The organism is Hephaestia mangrovi (genome assembly GCF_019880555.1).
GTDB classification, from domain to species: Bacteria; Pseudomonadota; Alphaproteobacteria; order Sphingomonadales; family Sphingomonadaceae; genus Sphingomonas; species Sphingomonas mangrovi.
Genome location: NZ_JAINVU010000009.1, coordinates 1 through 15,544 on the forward strand (window position 1 = coordinate 1; position 15,544 = coordinate 15,544).

A 15,544-nucleotide genomic window follows, 5' to 3' on the forward strand; every position below is an offset into this window, starting at 1 on the left:
GCGAACTCCCATACTGGCCCGCAGCATATGGCGCTGCTCATCGAGGCCGGACAGATGACAGCATCCGACTACGTGCCAACATACCCCGATTTAGCGCTTGCATCCGAAGGGGCGTCCACAGATGCCAATCGCGCTGTTCGAAGCGAATTATCGGCAAAACGCCCAAACCCAGCCGTTAGAGGACCCTTGGCGCCACTGATGGAAGCTGCCGCTACTGCGATCAACGTGCCGAACGGTCACCAAGCTTGGCGAGCCGCCTCGGCAATTCCGCGCTGATGCCCAGTAGCTTGGGCCGCGGCGCTTTACGCCACTTGCGTGTCTCGTCGAGCGTTCGGCCGCAGCCGATGCACCAGCCCATGCCGCGATCGAACCGACAGATTTCGACGCAAGGGCTTTTCATGCGGCGATCCGATTGACCTCGATCGTGACGTGCGACAGCGCCGGCACCTCGGCAAGCTGCGCGCGATAGACGTCCGCGTCGCGGTCGCTTTCGGTCGCGATCGCGACGATCGCTCCCAAATGGCCTGGGCCGAGACGCCACAGGTGCAAATCGAGCACCCGATCTCCCAGGCCTTCGATGGCGCCGCGGAGTCGCTCGGCCGTGCGGGCGCTTGGTATCATGTCGAGCAGGATCGCGCCGGTGTCGCGGATCAAACCGAATGACCAACTGGCAATCACGAAGGCGCCGATAATGCCGGCGATGGGGTCCATCCACAGCCAGCCGAACGTGCGCGCGAGGATGAGTCCAACGATCACCAGCACCGAGACCGCGGCGTCGGCGATCACATGGATGACCGCGGCGCGCATGTTGTTGTCGCGGTCATGGGCGCCGTGGTGATCGTGTTCCTCGAATTGGGCGTCGGTCGATTGGCCGGCGACGGTCACCCGTGCGATGAATGCGTGCGGTTCGGGGATTTCGTCGCGGCTCTCCAGATAGCCGCCGCGATCGGCGAACGAAAAGCGCTGCCGTGCGCCATCGGGTCGGATCGTCTCGACGCTGACGTCGGACGGCGGCGGCCCGCCGCCAGCGGCTACCAGCCGGAACCGCGGCGGCACGCCATCCTCGTGGATCGAGAGCGTCACCGCCACGCCGGCGACGCTGAGCTGACGCGCCTCCCCATCATCGTCGGCATGATCGTGATGGCCGCCGTGGCCGTGCGCGTGGCCGTGACTATGGCCGTCATCGTGGCCGCCGCTCAGCAGCCACGCGCTGGCGACGTTCACGCACAAGCCGAGCACGGCGATCGGGATCGCTTCGCTGAAATGGATCGGAACCGGCGCCAGCAGGCGGCTGACCGATTCATAGCCAATCAGCAGCGCGATCATCGCCAGCACGATGGCGCTGGTGAACCCCGCGAGGTCGCCGAACTTGCCCGTGCCGAAGCGGGCAGGATCTCACTCGCGGCGGCAGCGAACACGACGCCCGCGGCAACGTGCTGGATGCCGCTGCGAAGCCGCGGTCCCGGCTTGCCGATCGTCGTCGCGATCGCGCACAGCGCCAGGGCAGCGAGCGGGATCAGGGTATAGGCAATCGCGGGCACACTCATACCGATACGCTCTCCTCGAAGGCGCCTGCCATCGTCATTCTCCTGTCTCGGTAGCGGGGATCGCCAGCACCTCGACGTGCTCCAGCGTAGCGAGACCGATGTGGCGCAGGCCGCCGAGCCCGGCGACGAAGGTGCGCAGCGGCGCCTCTTCGTCAACGATCTCGACCACCATCGGCATGTTGTCGCCGACGCCGAGGCTGTGGTGCTGGTGGATCGGGCCGGCGCGCGTGCCGAACCCGATCCGCCCGCGCAACACGGTGGCGCCGGCCAATCCGGCGTCGCGCGCCTGGCGAACAATTTCGTCCACCAGGCGCCGGTCGCCGAGATGCGCGTTTTCGTCCGTGTAAAGGCGAAGCAGCATCGTCATTATCTCACTCCTTCGTTGGTCAGGCTGTTGCCAGGTCAGTCGCCGGCTTCTCGCGCCGCTGAGTGCGCCCCAGGACAAGGCGCGACACGGCGGGCAGCACGAACAGCGTCAGGATGGTCGCGGTGATCAGCCCGCCGATGACGGTGATGGCGAGCGGCTTTTGCACCTCGGCGCCGGTGCCGTGGGCGAGCGCCATCGGCACGAACCCCAGTGACGGCACCACCGCGGTCATCAAGACCGAGCGGAAGCGCTCCATCGCACCACCGCTGATCGCCTCGTCGACCGCCATCCCGGAGCGCAACCGCGCCTGGATGCTGGTCATCATGACGAGCCCGTTGAGCACCGAGACGCCGAACAGCACGATGAACCCGACCGCGGCGGAGATCGAGAACAACTGCCCGGTCAGCGCCAGCGCGAACACGCCGCCTGAAACCGCCAATGGCACCGCCGCGAAGATCGCCGCCGCCATCGCGGCGCTCTCCAGTGCCATGAACAGCAGGACGAAGATCACCAAGGCGGCGATCGGGATCACGACCATCAGCCGGGCCGAGGCCGCCTGGAGGCTCTGGAACTGGCCGCCCCATTCCAGATAGGTGCCGGTCGGCAGCTTCACCTTAGCATCGATCTTGGCGCGCGCCTGGTCGACGAAGGTGCCGACATCGACGCCGCGGACGTTCGACTGGATCACCACGCGGCGCTTGCCGTTCTCGCGGCTGATCTGATTGAGCCCGTCGGTCTCCCGAAAGTCGACGAGCTGGCGCAGCGGCACCGTCCGCCGCACGCCCGCGCCATTCGGCGGCAGCGCAACCGGAATCGCCCCGATCGCCTCGATATCGTTGCGCGCATCATCGGGCATACGCACGACGATATTGAACCGCCGGTCGCCTTCAAACACCATGCCCGCCTCGCGACCGCCGAGCGCGGTCGCCACGGTATTGGCGACCTCCTCGACCGATAGCCCCAGCCCGGCGATCGCCGGGCGGTTGAAGCGGAAGTCGAGCGTCGGGAAGCCGCCGGTCTGCTCGACCCGGACGTCGGCCGCGCCGGGGATCGACTGCAGCACGCGGCCGATCGACGACGCGGTCGTCATCATCTGGTCGAGATCGTCGCCATAGAGCTTGATCGCGACATCGCCGCGCACGCCCGAGATCAGCTCGTTGAAGCGCATCTCGATCGGCTGGGTGAACTCGTAGCTGTTGCCGACCAGCGTCTCGAGCTTCTTGTTCATCCGCTCGACGAGATCGTCCTTGGTTTCGCTCGGGTCTGGCCACTCGTCCTGGGGTTTGAGGATAACGAAGCTGTCCGACTGGTTGGGCGGCATCGGGTCGGAGGCCACTTCGGCAGTCCCAGTCTTCGAAAAGACGTAGCGAACCTCGGGGAAGGTCGCGACGGCCTTCTCCACCTTTCGTTGCATCGCCGTGGATTGCTCGATCCCGGTCGAGGGGATGCGCAGCGCCGAGACGGCGAGGTTCTTCTCGTCGAGCTGCGGGATGAACTCGCGCCCGACGAACTGGAACGTGACCGCTGCGACCAGGAACACCGCAACGCCGACGCCGATCGTCGCCCACGGCCGCGCCATCGCCCTGGGCAGGCCGCGCGCGTAACGCTCCTTGGCCCAGACGATGATCCGCCCTTCCTTCTCGGCAACCCTGCCGCGGATGACGACCGCAAGCATCGCCGGCACGAAGGTCAGCGACAGCACGAACGCCGCTGCCAGCGCCAGCATCACCGTCACCGCCATCGGCGAGAAGGTCTTGCCCTCCACGCCCTGAAAGGTGAGCAGCGGAGCGAACACCATGAAGATGATCGCCTGGCCGAACAGCGATGGCCGGATCATCTCCTTGACGGAGGCCGAAACCTCCTCAAGCCGCTCGCCAACGCCAAGCAACCGGCCTTCATGCTCCTGTCGCTCGGCCATGCGGCGCAGGAAATTCTCGACGATGATGACCGTGCCGTCGACGATCAGCCCGAAGTCGAGCGCGCCAAGGCTCATCAGATTGCCCGGCACCCTCAGCGCGTTCATCCCGATCGCCATCAGCAGGAACGACAACGGGATGACCAGCGCGGTGATGATCGCCGCGCGAATATTGCCGAGCAGCAGGAACAGCGCGACGATGACCAGCAGCGCCCCCTCGATCAGGTTCTTCTGCACCGTTTCGACCGTCGCGTTGACCAGCTCCGAGCGATCGAGCGTGACGTCGAGGCTGATGCCCGGCGGCAGCGATTTCTTGATTTCCTGAATGCGCGCACCAGCATCACGTGCGACAGTGCGGCTGTTTTCGCCGAGCAGCATCAGCGCCGTGCCGATCACCGCCTGCTCGCCGTTCACCGACGCCGCGCCAGTGCGCAGGTCGCCGCCGACCGATACGTCGGCGACGTCGCGCACGCGCACCGGCACGCCGCCCTTGTTGGCGACGACGGCATTCTCGATCTGGTCGATCTTGGTGATACGTGCATCGACGCGCGCAAGGAACGCCTCCCCGCCGCGATTGACGTAATTGGCGCCCACCGACAGGTTGTTGCGCTCCAGGGCCTCGGCCAGATCGTTGAACGACAGGCCGAAGGACGACAGCCGCGCCGGATCGGGCTGGACGAGATATTGTTTCTCATAGCCGCCGATCGAGTCGATTCCCGCGACGCCGGGCACGGTGCGCATTTGAAGCGCCACGATCCAGTCCTGCACCGTGCGCAGATAAGCGGCCTTGGCAATCTCAGTAGTCAGCCGGGCGCCTTCGGGCGTGAGGTATGAGCCGTCGGGCTGCGGCCCCGGCTTGCCGGCGACCGGCTTCGCGTCGTCGGCGTAGCGGATCGACCACATGAGCACCTCGCCGAGCCCGGTCGAGACCGGCCCCATGCTCGGCTGCACCCCGTCCGGTAGGTCGCTGCCGATCTGGTTGAGCCGCTCGGCGACCTGCTGGCGATCGAAGTAGATGTCGGTCGAATCGTCGAAGATCGCCGTCACCTGACTGAAGCCGTTGCGCGAGATCGAGCGCGTCGTCTCCAGCCCCGGGATGCCAGCGAGCGCGGTTTCGACGGGGAAGGTGACGAGCTTTTCCATGTTGGTCGGCGACAGCGCGGGCGCGACCGAATTGATCTGAACCTGCTTGTTGGTGATGTCGGGGACCGCATCGATCGGCAGGCGCTTGAGCTGATAGAGCCCGAACGCCGCCAGCGCGGCGGTGATGAACAAGATGATGAACCGGTTGCGGACCGACACATCGATGAGCTTAGCGAGCATTTGCGTGTCTCCTGAAGGGTCGGTCAGTCTTCTTCGCCCGAGCCCTTTTCGAGCTCGGCCTTGAGGACAAAGGCCTGTTTCCCGGCGACCGTCTCGCCGGGCTTCACGCCGTTCAGGATTTGCGCGGCCTCGCTGGTGCGCTCGCCGACCTCTATCGGGCGGATGGCGAACCCCTTGGCCGTCCGCACGAACACCACGTCACGGCCGCCGACCGACTGCACCGCTTCGCTCGGCACGGCGACGCCCGCGCCGCCGCCGCGCGCGGTGATCCGCGCGCGGACATACTCACCGGGCGTCAGTGTGCTGCCGCCGCTGGTGGGGGTCAGCACCACTGTCATCGTGCGGCTCTCGGCATCGGCGCTCGGCGTGATCGAGCGCACGCGCGCGTTCACCTCGTTGCCGTCGGCCTCGATCACCGCCGCTGCGCCGGGCTTGATGCGGCCGCCATCGCGGACCGGCACCGAGACTTCGGCCTGGACGACCGCCGGGTCGGCGATGCGGAACAACTCGTCGGCAGCAGTGACATAGCTGCCGAGCACGGCCGGCGCGGCGGTGATGCGCCCCGCGATCGGCGAACGCACCGAGACGAACCTACCGCTCACCCCTGCGGCCGCTGCCTCGCCGCTCGCGCTGGCGACTTGCGCGGCCGCCGCCTGATAGTCGGCGCGTGCGGCCTCGAGGTCGGCACGCGCGGTGACCTTGGCGTCGTAGAGCCGCTGTTCACGCGCGTAATTGGCCTTGGCCTGCGCCGCGCGGGCCTGTGCCGCGCGTAACGATCCGCTGATCGAGGCGGCGTCGCGGCTTTCGATCGTCGCGATCATCTCGCCGCGCGCGACGGCGTCGCCGATCTGCTTGCTGATCCGTGTCACGCGTCCGTCGGCGCCGGCGGTGAGCACGGCGTGGCCGGAAGGAGGCGCCTCGATTGCGCCCTGGGCGATGACCTGCGACCCGAAGCCGCCGTCGCCGACTTTGTAGAGGCCAATCTCAGCGGCCGTGATCCGCGCCGCATCCATCGGAATGCTATCGGGCGTCGCGGCGGTTGCTGCCGCCGGCGACGGGACATTGGCCGGCTGTGGAAGATCGTTGTTACTGCCGATGAAATATCCGGCCGCGCCGGCGATGAGGGCGGCACCAGCGACGGTGCCGAGCAATGTGCGATTCATAAGAAACCTGTCCTTCACTGCGCAGCCGCTTCACGCGCGAGCGTGGCAGCGGCCTCGGCACGCGCCTGGCGCGCCGCGATGAGATCCGATTGGAGGAGGGCGTAGGCCTGCTGTGCGTCGAGCAGTTCGACCAGCGACGCCTTGCCCGCGCGATAGGAAAGCTCGGCCAGCCGCAGCGCTTCGCGCGCTTCGGCGAGCCCACTTTGTTCGAGCGCACCGAGCCGCGCTTCGGCCGCCGCGAGCGAGGCGCGGGCATCGGCGATGGTCGCCGCCGCCGCGTTGGTCGCCGCCGTCACCCGCGCATCTGCCGCGGCGACATCCGAGCGCGCTGCGGCGATGTTGCCCTGGTTGCGATCGAAGATCGGCAACGGCATCGACACGCTGGCGACCAGCCCGACATCGCCGCTCTCGCGCAGATGCCGGACGCCGACCCCGACCGACGGGTCGACCCGCCCCTCGGCGCGCGCCTGTTCGACATCGGCGCGGGCGATCGCGGCCCGGGCTTTCGCCAGCGCGACGTCGAGCGTTGCCTCGGCATCGAGCGCCGCCGGCACCGCCACCGGGGCATCGCCGACCAATTGTTCCGGCGGAACCTTGCTGCCGAGCAGCGCCGCGATCGCGCTACGCGCATTGCGCTCGTTGGCCTCGGCTGACTGCAGTACCGCCGTGGTCCGTGTGAGTGCCGCCTGCGCGCGCAATCCTCTCAAAGGCGGCTCGCGCCCGGCATCGACGAGCTCCTTGGCAACCCGCGCCAGCTCCTGCGCGCGGCCGACATTGTCTCTCGCGACCGCGAGCAGATCGCGTGCCGCTACTCCTTCGGCGAAGCGATTACGGACCTGCCGAATCAAATTGGCGCGCGCGATCGCCAGCTGCAGCTGCGCCGCGAACAGCCGCGCCTCGCTCGCCGACACCCGCGCGCGGCGATGCCCGGCGAGGTCGATGCGCTGGCTGATCGACGCCGTCAGCTCGGTCGCTTGAAACCCGGACAAGACGCCGCTGCCGGCGAAATTCTCCAGTTCGACGGTGAACTCGGGGTTGGTGCGGAAGCCTGCCTGACGGACGCGGCCTTCCGCCGCGCTGACCTCCGCACGGGCCGCCGCAAGAGTCGGCGACCGCGCCTCGGCCTCGACCAGTGCCTGATTGAGCGTGAGCTGGCGCGGCAACGGACCCGGTCGCGACGCGGATCGCGGACCAACCGGCGCGATGGTCTGTGCGGTCGCCGTTACCGACGGCGCCGCGAGCACGACCGCAAGCGCGGTCGTGGCGATGATACGATACATGGAAAAAATCTCCTGACGATGTCGGATCCCAGGCGACACTCAGCGTCCCCGGGCAGAAATCCGGCTCGTCAGGCTCGTGGTGGTCTGATGGGTGTTCGCGCGCGGATCGAGGGCAGCGCGCGCTCGGTGCTCGCGATCAGCACCCGCACCAGTTCCGGGTTGGCAGGCGCAGCGACGCCGAAATGCGGGACACCGACATGATGACCGTGGCACGCATGCCCCTGCGACAGCGCCTTGTCGGTATCCCCCGAGCCGCCATCGTCCTCATGGCTATCCATGACCGCACAGCTCGTTTCGAGCGGCATCGGCCCTTCGGCGGCATGAGCCACCGAGCCGACTGAAACGCTCAAACAGAGCATCAGCCCGAAAAGGAATGCGACCACGCGTGCCATCCGCGTTTCAATAGGGTCAAACCTCCTGCCGCGAAAGAGGGTCGCCAATGAAATCAATTCGCTGTTACGATGTATTATTGCTTCGACGCCGGGCCGTGGGCGGTCGCGTCACCTTTTTCCGTTTTCAGAAAGGCTGTCACAACTTTCCGTTATCATCCGAGATAGCCGAGGTGGTCCAGCAAGATCACCGTGCCGATCCCGATGAGAACGACGCCCCCGGCAATCTCTGCCCAACGACCGAAGCGCGCGCCTACCATGCCGCCGATCAGCATCCCGAAGGTGGTGAAGACGAACGTCGTAAACCCGATGCTCGCAGCGATCACCCAAATGTTGACCCCGATGAGGGCAAGGCCGACGCCGATCGCGGCAGCATCGAGACTCGTCCCGACGGCGGTAGCGATCAGGGCCGTCAGACCCGAGCGAGCGGGCGCTGTTTCGACTTTCTCGACAGCAATCGCATCGATAATCATCTTCCCGCCCACGATCGCCAGCAGCGAAAATGCGATCCAATGATCGACCTGCTGAACGAAACTGGCCGCCAGGATGCCGAGCATCCATCCGATGACAGGGGTGAGGGCCTCGATGATGCCGAATACCGCGCCGGCCCGCATCGCTTTGGCGACCGAGGGGCGTCTGGACGCGCCGCGCCCGACCGCGGCGGCGAAAGCGTCGGTCGACATACTCATAGAAAGCAAGGCAATGGCACCAGGGGGCATGGTCAACTCCGCCGGACAGCAAGACGCGCACTCCAGCCGTCCGGCGCAGCGAGGAATGCGCTGGTCTCGCTAGGCGAAATGATCTCGCTGACCGCACCACGCGCCCCTCGAAGGGCGCGATTATGTTGACGCGACCCCGGCCACGCCGGCAGCTACTCCCCAACGGGTCCGGGGGAAATTACGCTGCGTTGCGGTATGGATCAAGGGCAGCAATTCCAGCGCCAGCTCTCGTAAGTCGCCGGTCCGTTATCCGCTCCGATTCTGTTTATTGTGGCGGACTCGCTTCACGCGGGGCGGCTGGATACCACCTCAATACCAGCAATTTGATGGTATATCTGTGGTAGCGCAGCCTTCCCTTGAGAGGATGCCGTGATCGCCGTGATCGCGGCGATGCAATCAGCGAGCCTCGGCCATCCACTGAACCGCGTCTTCGCCCGCCGGGATTTCGAGTGGTGCACTCGGATCCGCTGCCGCCTGCCACACGGCTGCGGCCACGTCGGCTGCATGAGTGACCGGACCGTCGTCGTCGCGGAAGCTGGCGATCATGCCTTCGATCATCGGCTTGTAGTCGGGGTTGTCGAGCCCGCGCAGATGCGGCATCGCATTGTCGCCGAAACGCGTCTCGGGCGAACGGCCGGGCAGTACGATGTGTACCCGCACCCCGAATGGCTCCATCTCGACCGCGAGGCTCTCGGTGAGCGCATTCACCGCCGCCTTGCTCGCGCGATAGACGCTGACAAGCGGCAGCGGCTTCAGGGTCACTGTCGAGGTGACGTTGATGATCGTGCCGCCGCGGCGTGCGCGGAATCGGGGCAATACGGCCTGTAGCATCGCCAAGGTACCGAGGGTATTCGTCTCGAAGAGCTGGCGCGCCGTCTCGGGTTCGATCAGTTCGATCGGGACGGCGGCGCCGAAGCCCGCATTGTTGACCAGAACGTCGAGGTCACCAGCCTGTTCGAGCGCACTCGCAATGCTCGCAGGTTGGGTGACGTCAAGCGGCAGGATGGTGAGATTGTCCGCGGTCGGGAGGACATCGGTCGTCGGATGGCGCATTGTGGCGATGACCTTCCAACCTTTGTCGAGGAACAGTTTTGCGGTTTCGAGACCAAAGCCTGAGGAACAGCCGGTGATGAGAACAGTGGGCACAAAATTGCTCCGAGCTTGTTTGCGGTTGCCTCGATATGGCCATAAGCTACGGGACCGCCTATGGTTCATCGTCCCGAATCCGTTGGCGATAGTCCTGATATGAGCGTCGATCCCCTTGCCGAAATCGTAACGCTGCTGCAGCCCTCGGCCAGCTTCTCCAAGCTCGTCGAATATGCGGGGCGCTGGCGCATTCACCGCGATGTCGAGGGAAAGCCGGTCTTTTTCGCAGTGCTGGAAGGCGAATGCCGGATGGTCTCGCGCGGCAGACCGCCGATCGTCGTGCGACAGGGCGATTTCGTGCTGTCGCCTTCCACCAACGATCAAATCATCGAGAGTATTGACGCCCCCCCGCACGGGGTCGAGATGCGACCGATCGAAATCGGCGAGGGGCGCTTTCGGGTCGGACGGCCCGGCGAGCCCGTCAATCTCCGAATGCAGGTTGGCCTGTGCAGCTTCGCGTCGCCCGATGCCGCTTTGCTGGTCTCGCTGTTGCCGGCGATGATCGTTGCCCGCGGCGAGCCGCGGCTCATGCTGCTGCTTCAGCTGGTCGGCGACGAGACTCGCCAGGCCAGACCCGGGCGCGAGCTGGTGCTAGAACGCCTGCTCGAAGTGCTGCTAATCGAGGCGCTGCGGTGCGGGACCGACACCATTCCGATACCGAGCGTCGCACGCGGACTGTCGGACGATCGCCTGGTCGCAGCCCTGCGCGCGATGCATGCGCGGCCGGCGCATGGCTGGACCGTCGCCGACCTGGCCGCGGAGGCGGCGATGTCGCGCTCCGCCTTCTTTGCGCGCTTCAGCCGCATCGTAGGGTTGCCGCCGATGGAATATCTGCTGGGCTGGCGCATGGCGCTGGCCAAGCGCCTGCTGCGCACGCGGGAGTTGGCAATCGAGCAAGTTGCCGCACAGGTCGGCTATGGCTCCGCGAGCACTTTCAGCACGGCCTTCAACCGTCACGTCGGGATGCCGCCAATGCGATATGCTCGGGCGTTGATTGCGGGATGATTGGGCAGAACACGCGCCTCCAAATTGTCCTTCGCTGCGAATTGCGGAAGACGATTACCCGCCGCCCTTCGAAGGCTTCCGGCTCGAATGAATGAGCAGCCGGTTTCAGTAATCCAAGATCTCGCAGAGGGAACGGCAACGACGTCACCTCGGTCGCTGTAACCGCTCATGCGTACTCTAAATGCCGGGCCCAGTCGGCCCCTTTGAACCCGAAATCTATTCGGATCGACGCCTTCTATTGCCAGCCCTTGTCCTTCGCCTCGATCTCCGCAGCAGCCGAAAACGGCGCCCCCGCCATCATCGTTTCGGCCACGCTCGCCAGCGAGTCCGAAGATGCCTGGCGATAGGTGCCGCTGCGTTTCTCGACAGCGGTGCGGACGAGGCCCCATCGGCCGCCTGCATGGCAGGCTATGCCCTGCAATTGCTGCTCCTCGAAGGTGCGACAAATTGCGCCGTTGGTCGACCGGAAGGTCAGGCCGATGCGGATCGGCGCGTCGCTCGGCTGGGTCGAGGCCAATTGCGTGTTGAGGGCCGACGCCAGCCGTCCTTGCGCGACCAGTGCACCGTCGCGCGTCGCGACCGGACCGATCTCCGCCGTCTGCCGGCCGACGGCGATGCCGAGTACCAGAGTAGCCGCAATTACCGCGCCCTGCATCCAGCGGCCTAGGCCGAGGGAGACAAATCTTGAGCGGCGGGGCGCGGCGCTGATCGGCGTCACCTTGGTGTCGAGGAGCGTCGCGAGACGATCGGGCACGGGCGCCGCAACATAAGGCGCGAATCGAGCGCCGAGCGTCTGGCGCAGTGCTCGGTCTCTTGCTACCGCCTCGGCAAGCGCCGGATCGTCGGCCATCGCGCGCTCGACCCGGCGCCGCGCGATCGCATCGAGCTCGCCGTCGACATAGGCCATGCGGGTTGCCGTGTCGATCGTCATGCCACTTCTCCCAGCGCCTGCATCAGCGCCTCGCGACCGCGCACCAGCCGGGAGCTCAACGTGCCCATCGGAATGCCCAGAATATCCGCCGCCTCCTTGTAGGCGAAGCCCTCGATCAGCACCAGCGCGATCGCCTCGCGCTGTTCGTCGGGCAGCGTCGCCAGCGCGCGATCGACCTGGCCGAGCTCGACCGTCGCTTCGACCCGACGGTCGCCCCCGTCGCCGATGCAGTCGCCTGCTTCTGCAGCCACGAAGGTCTCGGCGCGGCGCTTGCGGGCCCGCACCTCGTCGATCCAGATATTGCGCATCACCGTCATTGCCCAGCTATCCAGCCTCGTTCCCGGCTGCCATTTGTCGCGCGACTTGAGCGCGCGCTCGATCGCCATCTGGCAAAGATCGTCGCCATCGGCCTCGTTGCGCGACAAGCTCATTGCGAACCGCCGAAGCCGCGGCACCAATGCCAGCAATTGCTCTTCGAAACGCAAGCCCGGTTCATCCTTGGCCGCCTTCCGGGATGAAACGGATCGTCCCGACCGTTTCATCCACATGAGACGAGAAAATTTGTCCGGCAGCGCGTTTCGTGCTGTCTGGCGCCGCCACCGCCCCCTGGATGCACGATGAAGCGCCGTTTTGCCATCCCGATGCTGATCGCGCTGCTGGCCGCCGCCGCCGCGCCTGCCCAGTTGCTGCCGCAGCTGCCCGGCGTGCCGCTGCAGCGACTGCCGACCGATATCCTGCAACAGCCGCTCGATCGCGTCGACACTCTGACGGACCACGCCGCGCATGTGCTCGAGCGCAGGCGGCTGCAGCGCGTTACCGCGTTCCTTCACGACAATCGGACGACCGTCGCGCCCGATGATCGCGGCTTCCCGGCCGTTCGCGGCGAGCTGGTGTTGATGACGCCGGCTCCGGACGACCTGCCCCGGCTAACCGCGCGCGGCTTCGCCGTGATCGACGATAATGTCATCGCGGGGCTCGGCTTGCGTACCGTAACGCTTGCCACGCCCAGCGGCATGGCATTGCGCAAGGCACTCAAGCTTGCCCGGAAGATCGCCGGCGACCGGATCAGCGCCGATAACATCCATTTCCGCAGCGGCGAGATGCACGGCGGCGCAATTGCGGCTATCGCGACGGCGCAGTATCGCGGTGGCGCCGCGCAGCCCGTCCCGATCGGCATGATCGATGGCGGCGTCGCTGCGACCCCGCTGATCCCCGCCCGCGTTACGCAGCGCGCCTTTGCGTCCGGCGGACCCGCGCCGGATCCTCACGCAACCGCCATCGCGTCGCTATTGATCGGCGACGGCAAAGTGCGCGGTGCTGATCCCGGCGCGCATCTCTTCGCCGCCGATGTCTACGGTAGCGATCCGGCCGGCGGTGGCGCGCTCGCCATTGCCAAGGCGCTCGGCTGGATGATCGACAATCGGGTCCGCGTCGTGACGGTCAGCCTGGTCGGGCCGAAGAATGCGCTGCTCGGCCGCGCCGTCGCGCTGGCCGAGAACAAAGGGCTGACAATCATCGCTGCGGTCGGCAATGACGGGCCCGCGGCGCCACCCGCCTATCCAGCCTCCTACCCCGGCGTGCTGGCGATCACGGCGGTCGACGCGCGAGACAGGGTGCTGGTCGAGGCTGGGCGCGCACTGCATCTCGATTACGCCGCGCCAGGCGCCGACATGCTGGCGGCAACGCCTGGTGACGGCACCGCGCCCGTACGCGGCACCTCGTTCGCTGCGCCGCTCGTCGCGGGACGGCTGGCAGCGTTGATGGCGGCAAACGGCGCTGATGCCCGCCATGCCCTCGACCGCGAGGCGCGCGATCTCGGGCCGAAAGGGCCGGACAAGATTTATGGTCGCGGCCTGATATGCGGCGGCTGTGCGACTCGCCCATGATTCTTCTACTAAAAATCACCGGGTTACGAATTTTTTGCGATATCTCGGGATGAAACGGCGCGGGCCTTCCGTTCCCCTGACTGAGAGCCGCACAGGCGGCTCGCAGTCGACAGGAAAGGAGACCTGCAATGACCAAGTTCGCATTTTCCGCCGCCGGCACGCTGGCGCTGCTGCTTGCCGCGCCCGCTTCGGCGCAATTGCTGGGCGGGGCCGCCGGGCAGCTCGGCGGCGCCGTTGGCCAGCTCGGCGGGGCCGCCGGGGGTACGCTGGGTGGAGCTGGCTCGATTGGCATTAGTCCAAGCGTCGACCCCGCAACCGGCAGCGCCTCGGCCAGCGCCAACGGCTCGGGCAGCCTCGACAGTGCGGCGAACGGCACCATCGATGCTGCCGGCAGGACGGTCGGTATCAACGGTTCGGGCAGCGCCTCGGCGAACGGAAACGGTTCGGCCGGTGCCACCGCGGTCGGCACCAATGCGATCGGCTCGACGGTTGGCTCGGTCGCAGCCGGCGCGCGCAGCGCCGTCGGCGCGACGCGCACCGCGGCCAGTGACACGATCGGCCGCGTCCGCTCCACAGCCGGCGCCGCCACGAACAGCGCGTCGGGCACGCTCGCCGGCGCGGGAAATGCCGCAGGAGCTGCTCGCGGCAGCCTCGGCCAGCTCGCGCTCGCCGGGTCCGGTGCGGCCAACGGTTCGGGCAGCTTCGCGGTTTCGCCGGGCATGGACGTTACCGATGCGCGGGGCCGGGTGATCGGCACCGTGCAGAACGTCGCGACCACCGCCAGCGGCGAGGTGCAATCGATCACGGTCGCCGCCGGCAAGCGGTTGGCAACGCTGCCCGCCGCTAATTTCAGCGGCTCGGGCACTACGCTGACCTCTGCGATGACCAAGGGCCAAATCGACAGCGCGGCGAAACAGCAGGCCAAGAGCGACAGCTGACCGCACGCTCGATCATCGGCGGGGGCGTGAAAGTTAGCGCCCCGCCGCATTTTTCCTGATGATCCTTCGGAGATTCGACGATGCGCCGTTGGTTCGCGTCTGCAACCGCCTTGTGCCTGCTTCCCGCCCCTACCCTGGCGCAGAGCGCGTCGCCCCAATCCGCCAAGACCTCGGTCGAGGTCAGCACGGGCGTTGAATATCAGCAGGGAAGCTACGGCTTGCACGCGAATGTCGATCTGCTGTCAGCCCCGACGACGCTGACGGCGCGCCACGGCAAGCTGACGATCGCCGCGAGCTTGCCCTATGTCCGTTTCAGCGCGCCGGCCAATGTCGTGACCGGCGGCGGCATCCTGGGCGTGCCGATCATCGTCCCGCCCGCCACCGTCTCCGAGCGACAGACGCGCAGCGGCGTCGGCGATCTGCGGCTGACCGGGTCGTACACGCTATCGGAAGCGCCGATCGGCGTCAGCCTGTCGGCACAGGTCAAGCTGCCCACGGCCTCGGCATCAAAAGGGATCGGAACCGGCAAGACTGACGTCGCCGTGGGCGGCGAATTGTTCAAGCATGTGGGGCGCGTGACGCCCTATGTCGACCTTGCTTACACCATCCCGGGCAGTCCGGCCGGCTACCATCTCGACGATAGCTTCTCTGGGCAGGTCGGCGCGGCGGTGCAGCTCGGCAAGCGGGTGCGCGGCCATCTCGGCTATGCTTATGCTCAGGCAATCAGCCCGACGCTCGAAGATCAACAATCGCTGGCGGCGGGGATCAACGTGGGCGTCAGCAAAGAGATGACGCTCGCTCTGTACGGCAGCGCTGGCGTTTCGCGAGGCGCCCCCGATGCCGTCGCCGGCGTGCAAATCGGATTTGGTTTCGATTAGCGCGGTCATGCCGACGGATTCGGCTTCACGCCAATCCACTCCCGAATATCGATCACC

16 protein-coding genes are annotated in these 15,544 nt (G+C 66.6%); 4 read left to right on the forward strand and 12 right to left on the reverse strand.

The window, feature by feature from the left end:
* Positions 1-220: 220 nt before the first annotated feature.
* The 10 genes from K7G81_RS16040 to K7G81_RS16085 all read right to left on the reverse strand — a co-directional run bounded on the left by K7G81_RS16040 (position 221) and on the right by K7G81_RS16085 (position 9,849).
* The gene (locus K7G81_RS16040) at positions 221-400 is read right to left on the reverse strand and encodes a DUF1289 domain-containing protein (RefSeq protein ID WP_223031841.1); all 180 of its coding nucleotides are present in this window, start codon (positions 398-400) and stop codon (positions 221-223) included.
* Positions 397-1,326, reverse strand: coding sequence for a CDF family Co(II)/Ni(II) efflux transporter DmeF (gene dmeF / locus K7G81_RS16045; protein ID WP_439649559.1), 930 nt, complete (start codon positions 1,324-1,326; stop codon positions 397-399). Before dmeF ends, K7G81_RS16040 begins: the two co-directional genes overlap by 4 nt.
* Complete coding sequence (locus K7G81_RS16050; protein WP_223031843.1) at positions 1,323-1,547, reverse strand: hypothetical protein; 225 nt, start codon at positions 1,545-1,547, stop codon at positions 1,323-1,325. Before K7G81_RS16050 ends, dmeF begins: the two co-directional genes overlap by 4 nt.
* A gap of 34 nt (positions 1,548-1,581) precedes the next feature.
* Positions 1,582-1,914, reverse strand: a complete 333-nt coding sequence (locus K7G81_RS16055; RefSeq protein ID WP_223031844.1) for a DUF190 domain-containing protein — start codon at positions 1,912-1,914, stop codon at positions 1,582-1,584.
* Positions 1,915-1,933: 19 nt separating this feature from the next.
* Positions 1,934-5,152, reverse strand: coding sequence for an efflux RND transporter permease subunit (locus K7G81_RS16060; RefSeq protein WP_223031845.1), 3,219 nt, complete (start codon positions 5,150-5,152; stop codon positions 1,934-1,936).
* Between the two features lie 23 nt (positions 5,153-5,175).
* Positions 5,176-6,315 (reverse strand): efflux RND transporter periplasmic adaptor subunit, encoded by a 1,140-nt coding sequence (locus K7G81_RS16065; protein ID WP_223031846.1) that lies wholly within the window; start codon positions 6,313-6,315, stop codon positions 5,176-5,178.
* 14 nt (positions 6,316-6,329) lie between these two features.
* A complete protein-coding gene (locus K7G81_RS16070; protein ID WP_223031847.1) occupies positions 6,330-7,595 on the reverse strand; it encodes a TolC family protein in 1,266 nt (421 codons plus the stop codon).
* A gap of 68 nt (positions 7,596-7,663) precedes the next feature.
* Complete coding sequence (locus K7G81_RS16075) at positions 7,664-8,035, reverse strand: hypothetical protein (RefSeq protein WP_223031848.1); 372 nt, start codon at positions 8,033-8,035, stop codon at positions 7,664-7,666.
* A 104-nt stretch (positions 8,036-8,139) separates the two neighbouring features.
* Entirely contained in the window at positions 8,140-8,667 is a 528-nt protein-coding gene (locus K7G81_RS16080; RefSeq protein WP_223031849.1) for a manganese efflux pump MntP, read from the reverse strand.
* A 432-nt stretch (positions 8,668-9,099) separates the two neighbouring features.
* Positions 9,100-9,849, reverse strand: a complete 750-nt coding sequence (locus tag K7G81_RS16085) for an SDR family oxidoreductase (protein WP_223031850.1) — start codon at positions 9,847-9,849, stop codon at positions 9,100-9,102.
* A gap of 99 nt (positions 9,850-9,948) precedes the next feature.
* Here K7G81_RS16085 and K7G81_RS16090 point away from each other — a divergent pair, with 99 nt between their 5' ends.
* Entirely contained in the window at positions 9,949-10,854 is a 906-nt protein-coding gene (locus K7G81_RS16090) for an AraC family transcriptional regulator (protein ID WP_223031851.1), read from the forward strand.
* 235 nt (positions 10,855-11,089) lie between these two features.
* Here the strand turns inward: K7G81_RS16090 and K7G81_RS16095 are convergent, their stop codons facing one another.
* Positions 11,090-11,785 (reverse strand): anti-sigma factor family protein, encoded by a 696-nt coding sequence (locus K7G81_RS16095; RefSeq protein ID WP_223031852.1) that lies wholly within the window; start codon positions 11,783-11,785, stop codon positions 11,090-11,092.
* Positions 11,782-12,270, reverse strand: coding sequence for a sigma-70 family RNA polymerase sigma factor (locus K7G81_RS16100; RefSeq protein WP_223031853.1), 489 nt, complete (start codon positions 12,268-12,270; stop codon positions 11,782-11,784). The genes K7G81_RS16095 and K7G81_RS16100 overlap by 4 nt, the downstream gene beginning before the upstream one ends.
* Positions 12,271-12,402: 132 nt before the next feature.
* Between K7G81_RS16100 and K7G81_RS16105 the strand changes: the two genes are divergently transcribed.
* From K7G81_RS16105 to K7G81_RS16115, 3 genes are all read left to right on the forward strand, one after another.
* Positions 12,403-13,671 carry a S8 family serine peptidase gene (locus K7G81_RS16105; RefSeq protein ID WP_223031854.1) on the forward strand — a complete coding sequence of 423 codons (1,269 nt, stop codon included), beginning with the start codon at positions 12,403-12,405 and terminating at the stop codon, positions 13,669-13,671.
* Positions 13,672-13,799: 128 nt separating this feature from the next.
* Entirely contained in the window at positions 13,800-14,609 is an 810-nt protein-coding gene (locus K7G81_RS16110) for a hypothetical protein (RefSeq protein ID WP_223031855.1), read from the forward strand.
* Between the two features lie 80 nt (positions 14,610-14,689).
* A complete protein-coding gene (locus K7G81_RS16115; RefSeq protein WP_223031856.1) occupies positions 14,690-15,487 on the forward strand; it encodes a hypothetical protein in 798 nt (265 codons plus the stop codon).
* The last annotated feature ends 57 nt before the right edge of the window (positions 15,488-15,544 follow it).

Excerpts from the sequence above, each read along its gene's own strand:
- K7G81_RS16040 (WP_223031841.1), bottom strand. The coding sequence starts at position 400 with ATGAAAAGCCCTTGCGTCGAAATCTGTCGGTTCGATCGCGGCATGGGC.
- dmeF (WP_439649559.1), bottom strand. The coding sequence starts at position 1,326 with ATGATCGCGCTGCTGATTGGCTATGAATCGGTCAGCCGCCTGCTGGCG.
- K7G81_RS16050 (WP_223031843.1), bottom strand. The coding sequence starts at position 1,547 with ATGAGTGTGCCCGCGATTGCCTATACCCTGATCCCGCTCGCTGCCCTG.
- K7G81_RS16055 (WP_223031844.1), bottom strand. The coding sequence starts at position 1,914 with ATGACGATGCTGCTTCGCCTTTACACGGACGAAAACGCGCATCTCGGC.
- K7G81_RS16060 (WP_223031845.1), bottom strand. The coding sequence starts at position 5,152 with ATGCTCGCTAAGCTCATCGATGTGTCGGTCCGCAACCGGTTCATCATC.
- K7G81_RS16065 (WP_223031846.1), bottom strand. The coding sequence starts at position 6,315 with ATGAATCGCACATTGCTCGGCACCGTCGCTGGTGCCGCCCTCATCGCC.
- K7G81_RS16070 (WP_223031847.1), bottom strand. The coding sequence starts at position 7,595 with ATGTATCGTATCATCGCCACGACCGCGCTTGCGGTCGTGCTCGCGGCG.
- K7G81_RS16080 (WP_223031849.1), bottom strand. The coding sequence starts at position 8,667 with ATGTCGACCGACGCTTTCGCCGCCGCGGTCGGGCGCGGCGCGTCCAGA.
- K7G81_RS16090 (WP_223031851.1), top strand. The coding sequence starts at position 9,949 with ATGAGCGTCGATCCCCTTGCCGAAATCGTAACGCTGCTGCAGCCCTCG.
- K7G81_RS16095 (WP_223031852.1), bottom strand. The coding sequence starts at position 11,785 with ATGACGATCGACACGGCAACCCGCATGGCCTATGTCGACGGCGAGCTC.
- K7G81_RS16105 (WP_223031854.1), top strand. The coding sequence starts at position 12,403 with ATGAAGCGCCGTTTTGCCATCCCGATGCTGATCGCGCTGCTGGCCGCC.
- K7G81_RS16110 (WP_223031855.1), top strand. The coding sequence starts at position 13,800 with ATGACCAAGTTCGCATTTTCCGCCGCCGGCACGCTGGCGCTGCTGCTT.
- K7G81_RS16115 (WP_223031856.1), top strand. The coding sequence starts at position 14,690 with ATGCGCCGTTGGTTCGCGTCTGCAACCGCCTTGTGCCTGCTTCCCGCC.